Source organism: Variovorax sp. OV084, from assembly GCF_900111625.1.
Taxonomy (GTDB): Bacteria; Pseudomonadota; Gammaproteobacteria; order Burkholderiales; family Burkholderiaceae_C; genus Variovorax.
On sequence record NZ_FOII01000019.1, the window covers coordinates 39,939 to 57,922 of the forward strand.

General features: G+C 67.5%; 19 protein-coding genes. 8 read left to right on the top strand and 11 right to left on the bottom strand.

Features of this window, described 5'->3' with window-relative positions:
* Positions 1-69: 69 nt before the first annotated feature.
* Positions 70-1,050 carry a LysR family transcriptional regulator gene (locus BMW87_RS29180; protein ID WP_093080980.1) on the top strand — a complete coding sequence of 327 codons (981 nt, stop codon included), beginning with the start codon at positions 70-72 and terminating at the stop codon, positions 1,048-1,050.
* Here the strand turns inward: BMW87_RS29180 and BMW87_RS29185 are convergent.
* From BMW87_RS29185 to BMW87_RS29200, 4 genes are all read right to left on the bottom strand, one after another.
* Entirely contained in the window at positions 1,047-2,081 is a 1,035-nt protein-coding gene (locus BMW87_RS29185) for a serine/threonine protein kinase (protein ID WP_093080982.1), read from the bottom strand. The genes BMW87_RS29180 and BMW87_RS29185 overlap by 4 nt on opposite strands.
* Positions 2,082-2,114: 33 nt before the next feature.
* Complete coding sequence (locus tag BMW87_RS29190; RefSeq protein WP_177192869.1) at positions 2,115-3,230, bottom strand: DUF2855 family protein; 1,116 nt, start codon at positions 3,228-3,230, stop codon at positions 2,115-2,117.
* Between the two features lie 160 nt (positions 3,231-3,390).
* Positions 3,391-3,816, bottom strand: coding sequence for an organic hydroperoxide resistance protein (locus BMW87_RS29195; RefSeq protein ID WP_093058675.1), 426 nt, complete (start codon positions 3,814-3,816; stop codon positions 3,391-3,393).
* Between the two features lie 100 nt (positions 3,817-3,916).
* Entirely contained in the window at positions 3,917-4,372 is a 456-nt protein-coding gene (locus BMW87_RS29200) for a MarR family winged helix-turn-helix transcriptional regulator (RefSeq protein ID WP_093080987.1), read from the bottom strand.
* A 194-nt stretch (positions 4,373-4,566) separates the two neighbouring features.
* Between BMW87_RS29200 and BMW87_RS29205 the strand changes: the two genes are divergently transcribed.
* Positions 4,567-5,619 (top strand): MerR family transcriptional regulator, encoded by a 1,053-nt coding sequence (locus BMW87_RS29205; protein WP_093080990.1) that lies wholly within the window; start codon positions 4,567-4,569, stop codon positions 5,617-5,619.
* Here BMW87_RS29205 and BMW87_RS29210 read toward each other — a convergent pair.
* A complete protein-coding gene (locus BMW87_RS29210) occupies positions 5,609-6,454 on the bottom strand; it encodes an ABC transporter permease (protein ID WP_093058678.1) in 846 nt (281 codons plus the stop codon). The genes BMW87_RS29205 and BMW87_RS29210 overlap by 11 nt on opposite strands.
* Before the next feature lie 3 nt (positions 6,455-6,457).
* Positions 6,458-7,408: an ATP-binding cassette domain-containing protein gene (locus BMW87_RS29215; protein ID WP_177192870.1), complete on the bottom strand. Its 951-nt coding sequence runs from the start codon at positions 7,406-7,408 to the stop codon at positions 6,458-6,460.
* Positions 7,409-7,534: 126 nt separating this feature from the next.
* Here BMW87_RS29215 and BMW87_RS29220 point away from each other — a divergent pair, with 126 nt between their 5' ends.
* The 3 genes from BMW87_RS29220 to BMW87_RS29230 are packed head-to-tail and all read left to right on the top strand — an operon-like array spanning position 7,535 to position 9,647.
* On the top strand, positions 7,535-8,377 hold the full coding sequence (locus BMW87_RS29220; protein WP_093080995.1) for a hypothetical protein: 843 nt from the start codon (positions 7,535-7,537) through the stop codon (positions 8,375-8,377).
* Positions 8,378-8,427: 50 nt separating this feature from the next.
* Positions 8,428-9,051, top strand: a complete 624-nt coding sequence (locus BMW87_RS29225) for a hypothetical protein (protein WP_256216967.1) — start codon at positions 8,428-8,430, stop codon at positions 9,049-9,051.
* Positions 9,048-9,647, top strand: coding sequence for a hypothetical protein (locus BMW87_RS29230; protein WP_256216968.1), 600 nt, complete (start codon positions 9,048-9,050; stop codon positions 9,645-9,647). Before BMW87_RS29225 ends, BMW87_RS29230 begins: the two co-directional genes overlap by 4 nt.
* On the opposite strand, the gene BMW87_RS29235 is transcribed toward BMW87_RS29230, so the two are convergent.
* On the bottom strand, positions 9,644-10,534 hold the full coding sequence (locus tag BMW87_RS29235; RefSeq protein WP_093058682.1) for a LysR family transcriptional regulator: 891 nt from the start codon (positions 10,532-10,534) through the stop codon (positions 9,644-9,646). The genes BMW87_RS29230 and BMW87_RS29235 overlap by 4 nt on opposite strands.
* Before the next feature lie 116 nt (positions 10,535-10,650).
* Between BMW87_RS29235 and BMW87_RS29240 the strand changes: the two genes are divergently transcribed.
* Together BMW87_RS29240 and BMW87_RS29245 are read left to right on the top strand one after the other, a co-directional pair.
* A complete protein-coding gene (locus BMW87_RS29240; protein ID WP_093081000.1) occupies positions 10,651-11,310 on the top strand; it encodes a glutathione S-transferase family protein in 660 nt (219 codons plus the stop codon).
* Entirely contained in the window at positions 11,307-12,299 is a 993-nt protein-coding gene (locus BMW87_RS29245; protein ID WP_093081003.1) for a pyridoxamine 5'-phosphate oxidase family protein, read from the top strand. Before BMW87_RS29240 ends, BMW87_RS29245 begins: the two co-directional genes overlap by 4 nt.
* Here BMW87_RS29245 and BMW87_RS29250 read toward each other — a convergent pair.
* On the bottom strand, positions 12,257-13,435 hold the full coding sequence (locus BMW87_RS29250) for a cytochrome P450 (RefSeq protein ID WP_256216970.1): 1,179 nt from the start codon (positions 13,433-13,435) through the stop codon (positions 12,257-12,259). The two genes, BMW87_RS29245 and BMW87_RS29250, sit on opposite strands and share 43 nt — an antisense overlap.
* An 82-nt stretch (positions 13,436-13,517) precedes the next feature.
* Here BMW87_RS29250 and BMW87_RS29255 point away from each other — a divergent pair, with 82 nt between their 5' ends.
* A complete protein-coding gene (locus BMW87_RS29255; RefSeq protein WP_093081005.1) occupies positions 13,518-14,210 on the top strand; it encodes an ArsR/SmtB family transcription factor in 693 nt (230 codons plus the stop codon).
* 12 nt (positions 14,211-14,222) lie between these two features.
* Here the strand turns inward: BMW87_RS29255 and BMW87_RS29260 are convergent, their stop codons facing one another.
* From BMW87_RS29260 to BMW87_RS29270, 3 genes are all read right to left on the bottom strand, one after another.
* Complete coding sequence (locus BMW87_RS29260) at positions 14,223-15,230, bottom strand: Bug family tripartite tricarboxylate transporter substrate binding protein (protein WP_093081008.1); 1,008 nt, start codon at positions 15,228-15,230, stop codon at positions 14,223-14,225.
* A 100-nt stretch (positions 15,231-15,330) separates the two neighbouring features.
* A complete protein-coding gene (locus tag BMW87_RS29265) occupies positions 15,331-16,341 on the bottom strand; it encodes a Bug family tripartite tricarboxylate transporter substrate binding protein (RefSeq protein ID WP_177192871.1) in 1,011 nt (336 codons plus the stop codon).
* Positions 16,342-16,466: 125 nt separating this feature from the next.
* Entirely contained in the window at positions 16,467-17,984 is a 1,518-nt protein-coding gene (locus tag BMW87_RS29270; protein WP_093058687.1) for an AMP nucleosidase, read from the bottom strand.

Consider the following 17,984-nt stretch of genomic DNA (forward strand, 5'->3'; position numbering starts at 1 on the left):
GCATTGTTGAAGCCGCGACGATCCGTGTCTAATATCGATTTGGTCTTGTTCGATTCGATCTGACTATCCATGGAACTACGGCACCTGCGCTACTTCTCCGTGCTCGCCGAGGAACTGCACTTCGGGCGGGCAGCGCGGCGCCTGTCGATCTCGCAGCCGCCGCTGTCGGTGGCGATCCGGCAGCTGGAAGACAACGTGGGCGCGCGGCTGTTCGAGCGCAACAGCAAGGAGGTGCGGCTCACGCCCGCCGGCGAGGCGCTGCGCATCTCGGCGCGGCGCGTGCTGCTGCAGGCGGAAGAAGCCGCCATCGAGGCGCGCGACGTGGCGCTGGGCTCGGCCGGGCGACTGCGCATCGGCTTCGTGGGCGCGATGCTGTACCGGGGCCTGCCGCAGGCGCTGCGTGCCTTCCAGGCGAAGCACCCGGCGGTGCGCATCACGCTGAGCGAACTCAACTCCGGCGTGCAGATCACCGAGCTGCTGAACGACCGGCTGGACATCGGCTTTGCCCACACGCGCCGCGTGCCGCTCGAACTGCAGCACCGGCTGTTGCTGTCCGAACCCTTCGTGGCCTGCCTGCCGGCTGGGCATGCGCTGGCGCGCAAGCGGGTGCTGGCCCCGGCCGACCTGCGCGAGCAGCCCTTCGTGCTGTTCTCGCGCGAGGCTTCACCCGACTATCACGAGCGCATCCTGTCGATCTGCGCCGACGCGGGCTTTCTGCCCGAGGTGCGCCACGAGGTGCGCCATTGGCTGGCCGTGGTCTCGCTGGTGTCGCAGGGCATGGGCGTGGCGCTGGTGCCGCAGGCGATGCGGCATTCGGCCCTGCGCGGCGCGGTGTTCAGGCCGCTCGATCGGGTGGTGGCGCAGTCGGAGGCCTATGGCATCTGGCGCAACGGACCGGCCAATGTGTTGGTCGAGCGGCTGCTGCAGGGCGTGGTCGACGCGCAGCCGGCCGCCGCCGTGCCGCCCCAAGGCGGCCGGGCCTCCTCCTTGGGGGGTGGAGAATTACACGCAGCGAAGCGGAGTGAAAAGCCGGAGGGCCGACATTTCTAGGCGTAAAGGGGCTCTTCGGCCATCTGCTCGCACTGGTCTTCCAGCACGAGGATCTGCCCCTTCCAGTAGTCGCTGGAGCCGAACCACGGAAAGTTGATCGGGAAGATCGGGTCTTCCCAGCGCCGCGCCAGCCAGGCGCTGTAGTGGATGAGCCGCAGCGTGCGCAGCGGCTCGATCAGCGCCAGCTCGCGGCGGTCGAATTCGCGGAACTGCTCGTAGCCGTCGAGCAGGCCCGACAGTTGCGACGTGCGCTGTGCGCGGTCGCCCGACAGCAGCATCCACAGGTCTTGCACCGCGAAGCCGGTGCGCGCGTCGTCGAGGTCGACGAAGTGCGGGCCGCCGCCGGGGCGGTCGGTGGGCGTCCACAGGATGTTGCCGGGATGCACGTCGCCATGCAGGCGCAGCTTGCGGGGCTTGAAGTCGGAGGCCGGTGGCTGCAGCGCGAGGGCGGTCGCGCGAACCATGTCCAGCGCCTCGTTGCAGATCTTTTCCCAGTCGCGCTGCATGTCGAGCGGAATCTTGTCGTTTTCCAGCAGCCAGTCGCGCGAGTCGAGGCCGAAGGTCTGCAGGTCGAGCGCGGGGCGGGCCTCGAAAGGCTTGGTGCTGCCCACGGTATGGATGCGCGCCAGAAAGCGGCCCACCCACTCGAGCACCTCGAAGTTGTCGAGCTCTGGTGCGCGGCCGCCGCGGTAGGGGCTCACGCTGAAGGCGAAGCCGGCGTGGTGATGCAGCGTCTTGCCTTCGAAGGCCAGCGGCGGCACGGCCGGCACTTCGCCGGCGGCCAGTTCGAGCGAGAAGCCGTGCTCTTCGAGGATCTCGGCTTCGCTCCAGCGGCCGGGGCGGTAGAACTTGACCACCACGGCACTGCGATCCTCCAGGTAGACTTGGTAGACCCGGTTTTCATAGGAGTTCAGGCCTGTGAGCCGGCCGTCGCCGTACAGGCCGAGCGTCGCGAGCGCGTCGAGCACCACGTCTGGCGTGAGGCTCTCGTAAGGATGTGTGTTCGCGGGCGCCGCGGAAGAAAGGGTCATGCGGCGATTGTCGCCACACGGCGCCCCGCGGGCTCACGCGCTTGCAGGTTGTTTGTAAAGAGAAAGGATATGGCCCGTGCGCGGGTCGCCCTTGCCCGCGAGCACCTGCGCGTAGGCGGCCTGCACTGCCTCGCCGCCATCGTGGTGTTCGGCGTGCAGCCAGGGGGCCTTCGCATTGGTGACGGTGGCCAGGAAGTTGTGCCAGGCCGCGACCATGCGGCGCCCGAATTCGTCGGGGCCCCATTCGGTGGTGCGCTTCTTGATCTGCGCCGGTGCGAAGAACAGCGTGGCGCGCGGGCCCGACAAGTCCTTGCCCGCGCCCTTGGTCGCAAGCTGCTCGACGTGCGTGCCGCCGATGGAGCTGCTGTATGCGAGATTCGTGAAGCGCTCGTGGATGGCGTTGCGCAGCGCGCCGTTGCCGGCGAAGTCGACGTACACGCAGGGCGTGTCGGCCGCGATGGTGTCGAGTGCGTCGTAGGTCACCACGCGGTCGTAGCAGCCGAGGCTTTCGCAGAAGGCCACGTTGGAGGGCGAGGTCAGGCCGATCACCTCGATGCCCTCGCGCTGGTGCAGCTGGAAGGCGGTGCCGTAGGCCGTCTTGCTCGATGCGCTCGACAGCAGCATGGTCTTCGCGCCGAAGAAATCGTTGTCGGCCATGAAGTCGTCGATCAGCCACGAGGTGATGAACAGCGGGCGCAGCAGGGCCTGGGTGTCTTCGGTGTCGGCCGTATAGAGCGCATCGCTCGCGCAGCGGAAGTACTGGTTGTAGACGGCGGGCAGCTCTGCGCGGTGCGGCGCCACGTCGGTGAAGCGCTCGGGCGAGAGCCGCCCGGGGCTCAGCACCGCGGCTGAAGCCATTGGCCAGTAGCCGTAGAGCCGTTCGCCCACCGCCACGCCCGGGTGCAGCGACTGCACCACGCTCGCAAAACCCCACACGGGAATGCTGCCCCAGCCCTCTTCGCCGCTCGGGAAGAACTGCCAGTAGCTCATCGCGTCGCCGAAGGCGGCATACGTGATGTTGTTGGAAGTGAGCGCAAAGCTGTCGATGCGCACGCGCACCTGGCCGTCGGCGAGCGCTTCGTCGGTGGCGGTGTGCAGGCGCGTGGTGGCGAGCTGGTCTTTGCGGATGAGGAAGCTGGTGGTGCTCATGAGCGAGGCTCCTGGCAGTTGGTGTCCAGCTACGTTAGCCAAGCTTGATGAAAGGCGCTATCTCGCGGCGGGTTTTGGCGTCACCCGTGAGACATCGGCGGGCATGAAAAAAGCGGCCCGGCTTGTGGCCGGACCGCTTGTTCGCGTGTGCTCGGGGAGCTTAGGCGATGGTGAGTTCGACGTCGATGTTGCCGCGGGTGGCGTTCGAGTAGGGGCAAACCTGGTGAGCGGTGTCGACCAGCTTCTGCTTGGCATCTGCATCCAGGCCGGGCAGCGTGATCGCCAGCTTCACGGCGATGCCGTAAGCCGCGCCGCCGTTCGTCGGGCCAAGGGAAACGCTGGAGTCGATGGCGACGTCTTCAGGCACCTTCACGCCGATCTTCGGGCCGACGGCCTTCATCGCGCCGATGAAGCAGGCGGCATAGCCGACCGCGAACAGCTGCTCGGGGTTGGTGCCGGGCTTGCCGGAACCGGGCGAGCTCAGCTTGACGTCGATGGCGCCATCGCTGGACTTGCCTGCGCCGTCACGGCCGCCGACGGTGTGAGCTTCTGCGGTGTAGAGAACTTTGTCGAGCTTGGTGGTCATGGTGATTCCTTTGGTGATGATGAAGTGGAGGGAGGGTGGTGAAAGGCTTCGTTCTTTCTTGATGGGATCGACCGAAGCGGGAGAAAAATGTTGCGCTGCGTCAGGCTGCCTTCTTGATGCGGTCGCGCAGGGTCTGGATCTGCTGGGTGAGCGAAATCAGTTCGGGCACCGAGCATTCGGTGGCGGCCATCAGGCAGGCCGGCACGTTGGATGCGCGGCTCTTGAGCCTGCGGCCGGCGGCTGTCAGCGTGATGTGCACGCGGCGCTCGTCGGTCACGTCGCGCACACGGGCCACGTAGCCGTTGGCTTCGAGGCGCTTGAGCAGCGGCGTGAGCGTGCCCGAGTCGAGCGAGAGCTTCTCGCCGAGCTCGGAGACCATGAGGCCGTCTTGCTCCCAGAGGGCGAGCATCACGAGGTATTGGGGGTAGGTGAGCTGCAGCTTTTCCAGCACCGGCTTGTAGAGCCGCGTCATGGCCAGGGAGGCGGAGTACACGGCGAAACACAGCTGGTTGTCCAGCTTGAGCATTTCGTCGGCGGGGACTGGGGTGGAGCGCATGAGCTGAATTGTAGCGAGCAATTAGATTGTGTGCAATCTAATTTGCAAGCGTTGGTTTCAACGGAGGCTACAGTCTGCCGGGAACGGGCATTCTGAACCTGCAAGGCCAGTGAATCCAACTTTCATGTCCGCCTGTTGACCCGGCCCCTGGGGCAGCCCTTAAAAAGAGAAGAACGTCGAAAAAGGTTCTCTTCATGCAATCCACCGCTCGCTCTTTCAGTCCATCCGAAGCCGCGAGGCGGCTCGGTGTTTCGGCCAAGGCCTTGCGGCTCTATGAGCAGCGCGGGTTGGTGGAGCCTGGTCGTACTGCGGCAGGGTGGCGGGAGTATGGCCAGAAGGAGATGGCCCGGGCCGCCGAGATCGTCGCGCTTCGCGCGCTCGGCTTCAGCCTTGCGCAGGTGGAGCGGGCGCTGGAAGGCAATTCCCAGGGACTGGAGCCAACGCTGGCGGCGCACCAGACAGCGCTGGAAGCGCAGCTTCGCCAGCTTGCTCGCACGGTCGACAAGGTCCGTGGCTTGCGAAGCGAACTGGCGCAAGGCCGGACGCCGAGCATCGGCGAACTCACAGGCCTGCTGGCACCTGCTGCAGAGGTCCGCATCGCATTCGAACTGCCGTGGCCATGGGGCGGGGAGCTCTTTGAGCTTCGCGACATCCGCGCCCTGAACTACATCATTGGTCCGCTAGGCAGCGGCAAGACCCGGCTGGCGCAGTGCCTCGCCAATGCATTGCCCAACGCCGCCATGCTGGGCCTGGAGAGGCTTGAAGATGACGAGGTGGCAGCAGCAAAGTCGCGGCTGGATGGCGATTCCCTGCTGAAGTCCCGCGTCGACGAAGCCCTGACCTGGCTCGTGGAAGACGGCGCCACGCCGTCGGATGCCTTGATCGCATTGCTCGCGGGGCTGCAGGCCGACGGGCCGGACGCTCTGGTCATCGACATGATCGAACAAGGCCTCGACCACGCAACCCAGGAGGCATTGATTGCCTGGCTGCGCCGCTGCGGGCCCGGCGTGCGGCCCCTCTTCATGCTCACCCGCTCCTGCGCCATCCTCGACCTGACTGCCGTCGGCCCGGACGAAACCATCATCCTCTGCCCCGCCAACCACAGCCCGCCGACCCAGGTGACGCCCTATCCCGGCGCGCCCGGCTACGAGGCGGTTGCCACTTGCCTGGCTTCGCCTGAAGTGAGGGCCCGGACCGCGGGAGTCATGCAGCTGCAGGTGATGAAGAGATCCAGCCTCACCCCTTGAACCGCTTGCGCGTCAACGCCAACGCAATCCAGAACGCCACCACCGCATACACAGCCAGCACCGCCGCGTGCAGCCACCAGTCGGTCGGCCACTGGTCCATGAACAGCGGCCGCACCAGTGCCACCGCATTCGTCAGCGGCAGCCACGCCGCCACGGCCTTGACGGCGGAGGGCAGTTGCTCGAGCGGAAAGAACACGCCGCTCAGGAACATCATCGGCGTCATGAACAGCGTGAAGTAGTACGTGAAGAAGTCATAGCCCTTCGCCAGCGCATTGAAGATCAGCGCGATCGACGAGAAGGTGATGCCCGCGCCGATCAGCACCATCCACGCGACGATGAGCTTCGGGCTGTGGCTGATGCCCAGCCCGAGCATCACGAACAAGATGGCCGTCACGGTGAAGATCGACTTGAACGCCGCCCACAGCATCTCGGCCATCACGATGTCGTCGAGCCCGACGGGCGCGTTCATGATGCCGTCCCATGTCTTCTGCACGTGCATGCGCGAGAACGCCGAATACAGCGCCTCGAAGCTCGCCGCGTTCATCGCGCTCATGCAGATCGACCCGCTCGCCAGGAACAGGATGTAGGGCACCTTCACGCCGTCGACCGACACCTGCCCCACAAGCGCGCCCATGCCGTAGCCGAAGGCCACGAGCCAGATCAGCGGTTCGGCGATGTTTCCGATCAGGCTGGGGATGGCGAGCTTGCGCCACACCAGCAGGTTGCGCAAAAACACGGGCCACCAGCGCAGCGAGATTTCGGGCGGGCGCCACACTGAAGGCGAAGGAGGCGCGGTCGCTGCAATCGGTGCGGTCGTCGTTGTCGTCGTGTTCATGATCTAGCCGTCCTCGCGAATCTGGCGGCCGGTGAGCTTGAGGAAGAGGTCCTCCAGATTCGCCGGCCGATGAAAGGTGCGCAGGCCGCTGTGCTGCGTCAGCGCATCGAGCAGCCGCCGCGCGTCCTGCGTGTAGAAGAACACTGTCTCACCGCTGACTTCCACGCGTGCCGCCATCGCCTTCAGCTCGGGCGATTCCGCCAGCGACAGTGCGCCGTTGCCATACACCTCGACCACGTCGGGCTCCAGGTGCTCGGCGATCAGATCGCGCGGGCGGCCTTCGGCGATCTTGCGGCCATGGTCGAGCACCAGCAGGCGCGAGCACAGGCGTTCGGCCTCGTCCATGAAGTGCGTGGTCAGCAAGATCGACTTGCCCTGCTGCAGCAGCACCTGCAGCCGTTCCCACATCAGGTGCCGCGCCTGCGGGTCGAGGCCGGTGGTCGGTTCGTCGAGCAGCAGCAGCTTCGGGTCGTTGACCAGCGCACGCGCCAGCGACAGCCGCCGCCGCATGCCGCCCGAGAGCTCGCCCGGCTTCGCATCGGCCTTGTGCGACAGCGCCGCGAACTCCAGCAGCTGCGGCACGCGTGCACGCACATGCGCCTTGCTGAAGCCGAAGTAGCGGCCGTACACCACGAGGTTCTCGGCGCAGCTGAAATCCGGGTCGAGCGTTTCGAACTGCGTGACCACGCCCAGCTGCGCCTTGATGGCCAGTGCATCGCGCGGCATCTGCAGCCCCAGCGCGGAGATGTCGCCGCCGTCGGGCGCGGTGAGGCCCAGGCACATGCGGATGGTGGTGGTCTTGCCCGCGCCGTTCGGGCCGATCACGCCCAGGCATTCGCCGGGCGCGATCTCGAACGACAAGTCGTCGACGACCGTGGTGTCGCCATAGCGCTTGCGCAAGTGGCTGGCGTGAAAGAGAGGTGCGGGGGAAGGGGAAGAAGATGTGGGCGGCACACAACCATTCTGACGCAGTCACCTGAAAATCACGGGCGCTCCAAGCCCTCGATAACCCGAGTCGAACCACGCCCCGGCGGCCTCACAATCGACGCCCAATTGCATTGCGCGGTGGGAGGCCCAAGGATGCTGCGTTTCTGGTTGGTGCTGTCGGCTGCGCTGCTGCTCAGCGCCTGCGCACCTTTTCATCGGCCCCTGGCGGCTGCGGACCGCAGCAAGGTCCAGGAAGTCGACGTACGCGTCGTCGTCGCTCAGGAGAGCTTCATGTTCTCCGCACAGCCCCCGGGCGTGAGCGCGGCCACGGGCGGCGGGCTGATCGGCGCGCTGATCGACTCGTCGGTGCAGCAAACGCGCCAGAAGGAGATGAGCGCCGAAGTGCAGGCCATCGTCGGCCCGCTGCTCGACTACGACTACCGCGTGGAGGCGGGCAAGGCGCTGACCACGCTGCTTGCCGAGCCGAGCTCGTTCCCGCTGAAGATCCGCTCCTCGCAGGTGCTCGCGGCGATGCCGCTGAAGGCCGAGCAGGAGGCCCGCATCGCTGCCACGAAAACTGGCCCCGCCTACATGGTGCTGTTGCTGCAATACGCGCTGGAGCCAGGCCTCGGTGCCTTCACCACGCGCACCTCGGCCCTGCTCTGGCAGGACGGCCGCAGCGAGCCGAGCTACCGCGCCTCGGCCATCTTCCAGACGCCCATCGGCGGCACCGCGCGCGCTGCCGTGCTGCGAAGGCTCACCGCGAACGACGGGCAGGTGCTGCGCGGCGTGATGCGCGAGTCGATGGCACAGACCCTGCATGCGGTCGCGCTGGACATTGCCGGCGCCCGTTCAGGTGGCGTTAAGACTGCGCGATTCAACGTCAACGGTTCGTGGGTGACACTGGCCGGCCAGAGCTTCGACGAGCAGCCCGGCCGCGTGCTGTTCCGCGACCAGGACGGCGCCATGTATTCGGTCAGGAACACCGCCCCATGAGGCCACGCCAAGGACTTGCCATCGCTACCGCTCTGGCCATACTCTGCACCATGCCCACTCTCTCGCATGCCGTCACCGAGAGCGAGCCGCTCCCCATGGTTTTCGAGCCCGCGCCTGAGCCGGCCGAACGCCCCAACAGCGTGCCGGCCGTGTCGCTGCGACTCGCGCGCGGCTGCACGCTGTACCTGCCGTCGATCGAAGATGCGCGCAGCAACAAGGCCAACGCCGGCAACCTCACCGTGATGCTGCCGACGGTGCATGCCACGCCCCGGTCCGTGCAGTCGCTGCGCAGCGGCGACGCCACCGGGTGGACGCGCGGCGCGCTGCAGTCGACGAGCCGCTACGGGTTCCAGACAGTGCTGGGCGCACCGCCCGCGAGCGCCGGTGCCAGGCAGGTGACTGCGGATGTGGCCCTGCGCCTGGCCCACGCGTGGTCGGTCGATCTGAACCTGGTTTCGCACGTCGTGCTCAAGGTGAACTACCGCCTGCCCGGCGGCGAGACTGTCTTGCGCCAGTACCACGGCATGGGCACGCGCACCAACTGGGCCAGCGCCAATGGCGAGTTCATGTCGGTGCTGAATCTCGGCCTCGAAGAGGCGGTGCGCGGCATGGCGAGCGATGCCGCCGCGCTCTGCGATGGCCTGCCTTTGCCTGCGCCGGTGGTCGTGCCATGAAGAGCAGACTGGAACTTCACCTGACCTGCGATGTGCCGCACGAATCGCAGATCCCGTTCTTTGTCGCGGTGTGCGAGCAGATCGGGCTGCGGCCGCTGCTGATCGACCATCACCGCGACAACGGCGGCGAGCGAAATCGGCAGCTCTCGGCTACCGCCTGGTTGCGCGCCGATCTCGAAGAAGCCAAGGCCGAAGCGATGGCGCTGGCGCAATGGCTGGCGCGGGCGGGCATGGCAGTGCTGGGCGTGAAGGTCGATGCGCCTGTGCAGGACGCCGACCAGCTCGACTGCGACGGCCAGTATTTCGAGTGGCGCGGCAAGCTGCGCCAGCAACAGTGCGACATGTCTGCGCTGCAGCAGCTGTGCGAGGCGCACGGCGCGCAGTTGTCGCGAGACAGCCTGCGTGAGGAAGCCTGCACCTGCTTCGTGACGCTGCGCAGCTGCGAATCCCTGGAGGAATTCACGTCGCGCGTATCGGCCGTGACCGGACAGCTCGAGCGCGACGGCTGGCCGGTGCTGAAGCAGGACTCGGAAATCTGCCTGCTCGACAGCCGCGAATTGCCCCGCAACTGCAGCTGCAATGGCAACTGCACCTAGAGCCTGAGCCCGCTGAACTCCATCTTCATCCACTCGATGAACGCCCGCGTGCGCGCGGGCAGCAGCCGCGCATTGGGATAGATCACGCTCACCGGCCGCGGCGGCGGCTCGAAGTCTTCCAGCACCAGCTTCAGCCGACCCTGCGCCACGTGCGGCATCACCTGGTACGAGAAGAAGGTGCCGAAGCCCATGCCCGCTGCGCACGACTCGATGGCCGGCGCGAGGTGATTGAACTCCAGGCGGTTGTTCGGCGTCACGCTGATCGTCTTGCCGCCTTCGTGGAACAGCCACTGCGCCGGCGCATCGACGCGGCCTCGCACGCAGGGCGCGCCGTTCAGGTCGCGCGGATGCGTTGGCGTGCCGTGCCGCGCCAGGTAGTCGGGGCTCACGGCCACCACGCGGCGGATGGTGCCCAGCGTCTGCGCCACCAGCGACGAATCTTCCAGCGGGCTGATGCGAATGCCCACGTCGATGCCTTCTTCGAGCAGGTTCACGGTGCGGTCGTACAGCCGCACGCTGCAGCGCACTTTTTCGTAGCGCTGCATGAAGCGCACGATGGCCGGCGCCACGTACATGTGGCCGAAGAGCACCGGCGCGGTGATGGTGAGCTGGCCCGCCGGCTCGCGCGCCTCGGCCTTCAACGCGAGGTCGGCGGCGTCGGCCGCGAGCAGCACCTCGCGTGCGCTCGACAGGTAGTGGCGGCCTTCCTCGGTGAGCGAAAGGCGGCGCGTGGTGCGGTGGAACAGGCGCACGCCCAGGTGCGCCTCCAGCGCGGCGAGCGAGCGCACCACCGCGGGCAGCGAGGTGCCGAGCGCCTCGGCGGCGCGGGTCAGGCTGCCCTGGTCGGCAATCTGCACGAAGGTCTGCATGGCCTTGAAACGATCCATGGGGAGATTAAACCGGAAAACGCAGCAGTCAAATACAGGAATGGCTATTCATTCATTTGCCGCAAGAGAGAAGAATCGGGGCACTGTCCCAGCCATCTCGAAAAAGGAACGCCTCCATGAACGCCGCAGTCGCCAATCGCCCCGCCCAGCCCATCAAGCTCTACGGCACCACGCTCTCCGGCCACGTGCATCGCGTGCGGCTGTTCCTCACGATGCTCGGCCTGCCCTTCGAGAACGTCGAGATCGACATGCGCAAGCGCGACAACCGTGCGCCGGAGTTCCTGGCGCGCAACCCCTTCGGCCAGGTGCCGGTGATCGAGGACGGCGACCTTACGCTGGCCGACTCCAACGCCATCCTGGTCTACCTCAACGAGCGTTATGCGTCCGACCCCGCGCGCTGGATGCCGCGCGATGCCGTCGGTGCGGCGCGCGTGCAGCGCTGGTTCTCGGTGGCGGCGGGGCCGCTGGCGTATGGCCCGGCGGCCGCGCGGATCATGGCGCTGTTCGGCCACACCACCGACCCGACGGAGACCGTCAAGCGCTCGCATGCGTTGCTCTCGGTGATGGAGATGCACCTGCAGCAGCAGCCCTTCCTTGCCGGTCCCGCCGCCACGCTGGCCGACATCGCGAACTACGCCTATGTGGCGCATGCGCCCGAAGGCAGCGTGGCGCTCGATACCTACCCGAACGTGCGCGGCTGGCTCGAGCGCGTGGAAGCCTTGCCGGGCTTCGTACCAATGGTGCGCACGCCCATCGGGCTTGCGGCGGTCGCATGATCGCCGCGCCGTTCCACGCCGGCGAGCGGGCGTTGCAGGCCCTGGCGGGCTCGCGCGAGCAGATGGAGGTGGCCGGGCCGCGCGTCATTCGCGACTACATGCCCGACCAGCACCGCGAGTTCTTCGGGCTGTTGCCGTTCCTCGTGGTCGGCAGCCTTGACGCGGATATGCAGCCCTGGGCCAGCGTGCTCGCGGCACCTGCCGGCTTCGCGCATTCACCAGATGCCACGCACCTGCGCGTCGATGCGCTGCCCGCGTCGGGCGATCCGCTCGTTGGCCAGTTGAAGCAGGGCGCCACGCTGGGCCTGCTCGGCATCCAGCCGCATACGCGGCGGCGCAATCGCATGAACGGTACGGTCGAGGCGCTCGATGACGCGGGTTTCATGGTCGCTGTGCAGCAGAGCTTCGGCAACTGCCCGCGCTACATCCAGGCGCGCGAGCCGGTGTTCGTTTCGCCGCGTGCCGATGCAGCGCCGCAGGCGCAATGGCTCGACAAGCTCGACCTTGCGGCGCATCGCCTTATCGGCAGCGCCGACACGCTGTTCATCGCCACCGCCTATCCGAACGAGGTTGCGGCGGGCGACGAGGCCGATGCGAGTTCGCACGGCGTCGATGTGTCGCACCGCGGCGGTCGCCCTGGCTTCGTGCGCATCGACGGCGATGACGTGCTCACCGTGCCGGACTTCAACGGCAACCGCTTCTTCAACACGCTCGGCAACCTGGCGGCGCATCCGCGCGCGGGGCTGCTGTTCGTCGACTTCGACAGCGGCGATCTGCTGCACGTGGCAGTCACGGCAGAGATCGTTTGGGACGGGCCCGAGGTGGCCGAATTCGAAGGCGCGGAGCGGCTGATGCGCTTCCACGTCACGCATGCCTTGCGTCGCCCGGCGGCGTTGCCGCTTCGCTGGGGCGATGCGCAGCTGTCGCCTCACCTGGCGGGCACGGGTCAGTGGAACACGGGAATGCGCCCGTTGACCGACGGCCGGTAGCTCCAGCCGCGCAGGCGCTGAGCATCGAGGTCGGGCGCGCGGCGCAGCAGGGCGTCAAGGCTGGCCGCGGCCAGCGTGCACGCCAATGCCTGGCCGGGACACGCATGCATGCCGTGGCCGAAGCCGAGCATGCGGCGACGGGCGCGCACGAGCATGAATCGGTCGGGATCGGGGTTGAACGCCGGGTCGCGATTGGCCGACGCCAGCAGCACCAGCACCGCATCGCCTGAGGCCAGCGGTGTGCCGGCGATGGTGACGGCTTCGGCGGCAAAGCGCCGTGTGTTGTGCACTGACGGATCGTGCCTCGCGGTCTCCTCGACGATGGCCTGCAGGCCGTCGCGCGTGCGAGTCGACGTGCGCAGCGAAGGCTCGCGCATCAACGCGATCAGGCTGTTGCCAACCAGGCCCGCCGTTGCATCGCAGGTCTGGGATAGCAGGCCGGCCACGTTCGCCAGCAGCGAGCGCGACAGAGGCGCATCGCCCGCACTTTCGGCGAGCACGGCGGCGAGCAGCGTGCCGTGCCGTGGCGACTTGCCTGCCACCAGAACTTCAAAGCGCGTCATCAATTCGCCCGCCGCGGCGCTCGCACGCTGCAACTGCTCGGGCGTGGACAACGGCGACAGGCAGGCCACGAAGTCGCGCATCCACCGGTCCACCTGCGGCAGCGCGTCGTCGGCAAAACCCAGCAGGTGCGCGACGGCCTGCACAGGCATCGAGAACAGCGCGTCGGACAGCGGCTGCTGCTGCGGAACCCGCAGCGCTATCTGCAGGGCTGCCGCGTGCACCGCGTTCAGGTCGAGCCCGGCCAGTGCGCGTTGCAGAGCGGGCCGATGCGCCTGGTGCGCCACGCCGTCGTTCATGCGCACCAGATGGCCGAAAACCTCGCCGGCCGCACTGCCCACGATGGCGCGCGGCACCGGCTCGGCGGGCGGCCGTACACGCAACGCACCGTGCGCGAGCAGCACCTCTTCGATCACGTCCGCGCGGCTCGCGACCCAGAGGCGCAGCTTCTCGTTCCAAGCGAGCGGCGGCCCGTCGCGAAGGGCGGCGTAGTACGGATAGGGATCGGCATGCGTGACGGCAGCGACCGGGTCGGCGGGCATCTCGGCGAGGGTGGGGCTGTTGCTTTCGTTCATGGCATCAGTGTGCGATCGAAGCCGCCGCCACACTTCGTCCGCGAACGAAGTGTCGGATGCGGCGCCGTCTTACGATGGGCGCATGGACACCACCGCTTCATCCGCCGATTTCCAGCTGGCCCGCCTGGCCGGCGCCATTGCCGAACCGGCGCGCGCCCGCATGCTGAGCTGCCTGATGGACGGCCACGCGCGCACTGCCACTGAGCTCGCCACCGTGGCTGAAGTGGCCGCGTCCACGGCGAGCGCGCACCTCGCGCGCCTGAAGGACGAGCGATTGGTCGATCTGCTGGTGCAGGGCAAGCACCGCTACTTCCGCCTCGCCAACGACGACGTCGCCGCCGCGCTCGAAAGCCTGATGGTGGTGGCCGGCGCGCCGCGCACGCCAGAGTTCAAGCCGAACACGCCGAGCCGCCTGCGCAGCGCGCGCACCTGTTACGACCACATGGCGGGCACGGCCGGCGTCACGCTGCACGACAGGCTGCATGCGCAGGGCTGGCTCAGCGGCCTGCAGAGCGGCTCGTATGACCTCACGTCCGAAGGCGCGATCGCGCTGGAGAGCCTGGGCGTGGAGGTCGATGCGGTGCGGCGCTCGCGCCGCCGCTTCGCCTGCGCCTGCCTCGACTGGAGCGAGCGCCGTCCGCACCTGGGCGGTGCGCTGGGCGCTGCATGGCTGCAGCTGTCGCTGCGTCGGGGATGGGTGAGGCAAGAGCTCGACGGGCGGGCGCTCACGCTCACGCCGAAGGCGCAGCGCGAAATGCCCGAGCTTTTCGCGTGATGCTTCGAGCGATCAGGCCTTCAGCTTGAGCAGGTAGATCAACGGCCCGGCCATCGCCGTATCGAGATCGAGGAAGCTCTCGAAGTCCTTGCCCGCCATCCAGTACGCGTCCCAGTTGTTGCGCTTGATGGTCTTCTGCCAGACATCGGCCGTGGTGGCGCGGCGCACGGCTTCGAGCAGCACGGCCTTGCGCTCGGCCGGGACCTTCTTGCCGGTGAGCACGCCGCGCCAGTTGGCGAGGTCGGCGTCCACGCCCTGTTCACGCACCGACGGAATGCCCTGGAACGGCCGCTTCGACGACACGCCGATGGCGCGCAGCTTGCCGCTGGCCAGGTGATCGCTGAATTCGCTGTAGCCCGAGATGCCGGCGGCCGCCTTGCCCGTTTCGAGCGCCTCGACCACCTGTGCGCCGCCGGGGTGCGGCAGGTAGACCAGAGCCCCCGCGTTGCCGGCCACACGCGCCAGCATGCCGGCGTACATGTGGTCCACGCCGCCGGCCGAGCCGCCCGCGATGACCGTCTTTGCAGCATCGGCGCGCAGCTGCGCGATCAGGTCCTTCGGGGTCTTGATGGGCGAGTCGGCCTTCACCGCCACCACTTCGTAGTCGCTGGTGAGCCGTGCCACCGGCGCGACCTGCGCCATCGTGACGGCGGGCTTCTGCAGCGCCACCGCGCCGACCATGACCATGCCGCTCATCAGCAGGGTGTCGGGGTCGGCGTCGTATTTCTCGACGTACTTCGCCAGGCCGATGGTGCCGCCCTTGCCGCCGATGTTCTCGTAGCTGATGTCGCCCACCGCGCCCGACGCGATCATCGCGGCGCCGAGGGCGCGGCCGGTCTGGTCCCAGCCACCGCCTTCATTGGCGGGAATGACGATGCGCAGCTTGGTGGCGAGCTGCGGTTCGGCCGCGCCGGCCATCGTGGGCCAGAGCGCTGCGGGCATTGCGCCCGCGGCAGCGGTCGATGCGATCCATGCCGCAAGGCTGCGGCGAGAGAGGCCGGTCGGCACGAAATGCGACATTTTGTTTCCAGTTCCCTGTAAAAGTAACCGGATGATGTCCGAAAAACGTGTCAATCCCTTGCCTTCGTGGCCTAGGGAAAACCCGCAGGAGCGGGCGCTCTCAGGCTTTCAGCTTGAGCAGATAGATCAGCGGGCCGGCCATTGCGGTGTCGGTTTCGAGGAAATTCTCGAAATCCTTGCCCTCCATCCAGAAGGGGTCCCAGTTGTTCTGTTTGATGGCTTTTTGCCACACATCGGTGGCGGTGGCGCGCCGCACCACCGTCAGCAGCGCCGCCTTGCGGTACGGCGGCACCTTGCGGCCGGTGAGCACGCCGCGCCAGTTGGCAAGGTCGGCTTCCACGCCCTGCTCACGCACCGAGGCGATGCCCTGGAACGGCCGCTTCGACGACACGCCGATGGCGCGCAGCTTGCCGCTGGCCAGGCCCTCGCTGAATTCGCTGTAGCCGGAGATGCCGGCTGCGGCCTTGCCGGTTGCCAGCGCCTCGACCACTTCCGCGCCGCCGGGGTGCGCCTGGTAGACCAGCGATTGCGAAGCGTCGGCCACGCGCGCCAGCATGCCTGCGTACATGTGGTCCACGCCGCCGGCCGAGCCGCCCGCGATGACGGTGTTGGCTGCATCAGCGCGCAGCTGTGCAATCAGGTCCTTGGGGGTCTTGATGGGCGAATCGGCCTTCACCGCCACCACCTCGTAGTCGCTGGTGAGGCGGGCGATCGGCGCCATGTTGGCCATCGTCACGGCGGGCTTCTGCAGCGCGACCGCGCCGACCATGACCATGCCGCTCATCAGCAGGGTGTCGGGGTCCGCATCGTATTTCTCGACGTACTTCGCCAGGCCGATGGTGCCGCCCTTGCCGCCGATGTTCTCGTACACCACGCTGCCGACCGCGCCTGACGCCAGCATCGCGGCGCCGAGTGCGCGACCCGTCTGGTCCCAGCCGCCGCCTTCATTGGCGGGAATCACGATGCGCAGCTTGCTGCTCACGGGTGCATCGGCGGCGGAGGCGGTGCGCGGCCACAGTGCGGCATGTCCTGCGCCAGCAGCTGCGGCCGAGGCCGCGATCCATGTCGAGAAGCTGCGGCGGGAGAGGGGAACGGAACGCGACTGGGTCATCTTCTTTCCGGTTGCTGTGGGGTAAACCGGATGATGTCCGCGAAACGGCGCAATCCCGCGCGGTGGCGGGCAGGACAAACCCTGAGGGCCCGACCTCTGTCGGGGCCCTCCAGAAGACCTTCTTCTTACTGGAACGCCACCTCGGCAAAGCTGCGCAGCTTGCGGCTGTGCAGCCGCGTCGAGCCCTCTTCGCGCAGGATCTCGATGGCCCGCATGCCGATGCGCAGGTGCTGCTCCACGCGCTCGCGGTAGAAGTGGTTGGCCATGCCGGGCAGCTTGATCTCGCCGTGCAGCGGCTTGTCGCTCACGCACAGCAGGGTGCCGTAGGGCACGCGAAACCGGAAGCCGTTGGCCGCAATGGTCGCGCTTTCCATGTCGAGCGCCACGGCGCGGCTCTGGCTGAAGCGGCGCTGCGGCTGGTTGCCGGGCAGCAGCTCCCAGTTGCGGTTGTCGGTGCTGGCCACGGTGCCTGTGCGCATGATCTTCTTCAGGTCGGGGCCCTCGTAGCGTGTGACATCGGCCACGGCCTTCTCCAGCGCGAGCTGGATTTCCGACAGCGCCGGAATCGGCACCCACAGCGGCAGCTCTTCGTCGAGCACATGGTCTTCACGCACGTAGGCGTGGGCCAGCACGTAGTCGCCGAGCTGCTGCGTGTTGCGCAGGCCGGCGCAGTGGCCCAGCATCATCCACGCATGCGGGCGCAGCACCGCGACGTGGTCGGTGATGGTCTTGGCATTGGCCGGGCCGACGCCGATGTTGACCATGGTGGTGCCGCTGCAATCCTCGCGCACCAGGTGGTAGGCCGGCATCTGCGGCAGGCGCGGCGGGGCAGTGCCCTGGCTGCCGTCGAGCAGGTGGCCGTAGGTGGCGCTCGAACCTGCAGCAAGCCCGCGCCGGCGCGTGACCACGTTGCCGGGCTCGATGAAGGCGACGTACTCGCTGTTCTCGTCGGCCATGGCCTCGTGGCCCAGGCGCACGAACTCGTCGATGTAGAACTGGTAGTTGGTGAACAGCACGAAGTTCTGGAACCACTCGGGCGCAGTGCCCGAGTAGTGGCGCAGGCGGTGCAGCGAGTAGTCCACCCGCGCGGCCGTGAAGAGCGACAGCGGCTGCGCCTCGCCGTCGCGGGCCTCGTAGGTGCCGTTGGCAATGCCGTCGTCCATCACGCCCAGGTCGGGCAGGTCGAACACGTCGCGCATGAGGGCGCGGCGCTCGGCGCTCATGGTGCCTTCGATGTGGTCGTTCTCGGCAAAGGAGAAGTGGATGGGAATGGGTTGCGTGCTGGTGCCCACCTCAAGCTCGACCTGGTGGTTTTCGAGCAGCAGGCGGAACTGGTCGAGGTAATAGCGCGAGAACAAATCGGGCCGCGTCAGCGTGGTCTCGTAGCGGCCCGGGCCGGCCACGAAGCCGTAGCTCAGGCCGGCGTTGGCCGGCGGCGTGTGGCGCGAGACGGTGTGCGTGTGCACCCGCACGAAGGGGTAGCAGGCCCGCACCCGGCCCGGCAGCGCCTCGCCGGCAACGAAGCGCAGCATCGATTCGCGCAGATGGGCGAGGCCGCCCTGGTAGATGGCCTTGACCTGTTCGAGTGCAGCGGCGGCATCGGTGAAGCGGGCGGGAGCGACAAAGGTGGGCATGTAGGGCAT

Bases quoted from the DNA above. Each gene is read 5' to 3' on its own strand.
- BMW87_RS29180 (WP_093080980.1), top strand. From the start codon at position 70: ATGGAACTACGGCACCTGCGCTACTTCTCCGTGCTCGCCGAGGAACTG.
- BMW87_RS29185 (WP_093080982.1), bottom strand. From the start codon at position 2,081: ATGACCCTTTCTTCCGCGGCGCCCGCGAACACACATCCTTACGAGAGC.
- BMW87_RS29190 (WP_177192869.1), bottom strand. From the start codon at position 3,230: ATGAGCACCACCAGCTTCCTCATCCGCAAAGACCAGCTCGCCACCACG.
- BMW87_RS29195 (WP_093058675.1), bottom strand. From the start codon at position 3,816: ATGACCACCAAGCTCGACAAAGTTCTCTACACCGCAGAAGCTCACACC.
- BMW87_RS29200 (WP_093080987.1), bottom strand. From the start codon at position 4,372: ATGCGCTCCACCCCAGTCCCCGCCGACGAAATGCTCAAGCTGGACAAC.
- BMW87_RS29205 (WP_093080990.1), top strand. From the start codon at position 4,567: ATGCAATCCACCGCTCGCTCTTTCAGTCCATCCGAAGCCGCGAGGCGG.
- BMW87_RS29210 (WP_093058678.1), bottom strand. From the start codon at position 6,454: ATGAACACGACGACAACGACGACCGCACCGATTGCAGCGACCGCGCCT.
- BMW87_RS29220 (WP_093080995.1), top strand. From the start codon at position 7,535: ATGCTGCGTTTCTGGTTGGTGCTGTCGGCTGCGCTGCTGCTCAGCGCC.
- BMW87_RS29225 (WP_256216967.1), top strand. From the start codon at position 8,428: ATGCCCACTCTCTCGCATGCCGTCACCGAGAGCGAGCCGCTCCCCATG.
- BMW87_RS29230 (WP_256216968.1), top strand. From the start codon at position 9,048: ATGAAGAGCAGACTGGAACTTCACCTGACCTGCGATGTGCCGCACGAA.
- BMW87_RS29235 (WP_093058682.1), bottom strand. From the start codon at position 10,534: ATGGATCGTTTCAAGGCCATGCAGACCTTCGTGCAGATTGCCGACCAG.
- BMW87_RS29240 (WP_093081000.1), top strand. From the start codon at position 10,651: ATGAACGCCGCAGTCGCCAATCGCCCCGCCCAGCCCATCAAGCTCTAC.
- BMW87_RS29245 (WP_093081003.1), top strand. From the start codon at position 11,307: ATGATCGCCGCGCCGTTCCACGCCGGCGAGCGGGCGTTGCAGGCCCTG.
- BMW87_RS29250 (WP_256216970.1), bottom strand. From the start codon at position 13,435: ATGAACGAAAGCAACAGCCCCACCCTCGCCGAGATGCCCGCCGACCCG.
- BMW87_RS29255 (WP_093081005.1), top strand. From the start codon at position 13,518: ATGGACACCACCGCTTCATCCGCCGATTTCCAGCTGGCCCGCCTGGCC.
- BMW87_RS29260 (WP_093081008.1), bottom strand. From the start codon at position 15,230: ATGTCGCATTTCGTGCCGACCGGCCTCTCTCGCCGCAGCCTTGCGGCA.
- BMW87_RS29265 (WP_177192871.1), bottom strand. From the start codon at position 16,341: ATGACCCAGTCGCGTTCCGTTCCCCTCTCCCGCCGCAGCTTCTCGACA.
- BMW87_RS29270 (WP_093058687.1), bottom strand. From the start codon at position 17,984: ATGCCCTACATGCCCACCTTTGTCGCTCCCGCCCGCTTCACCGATGCC.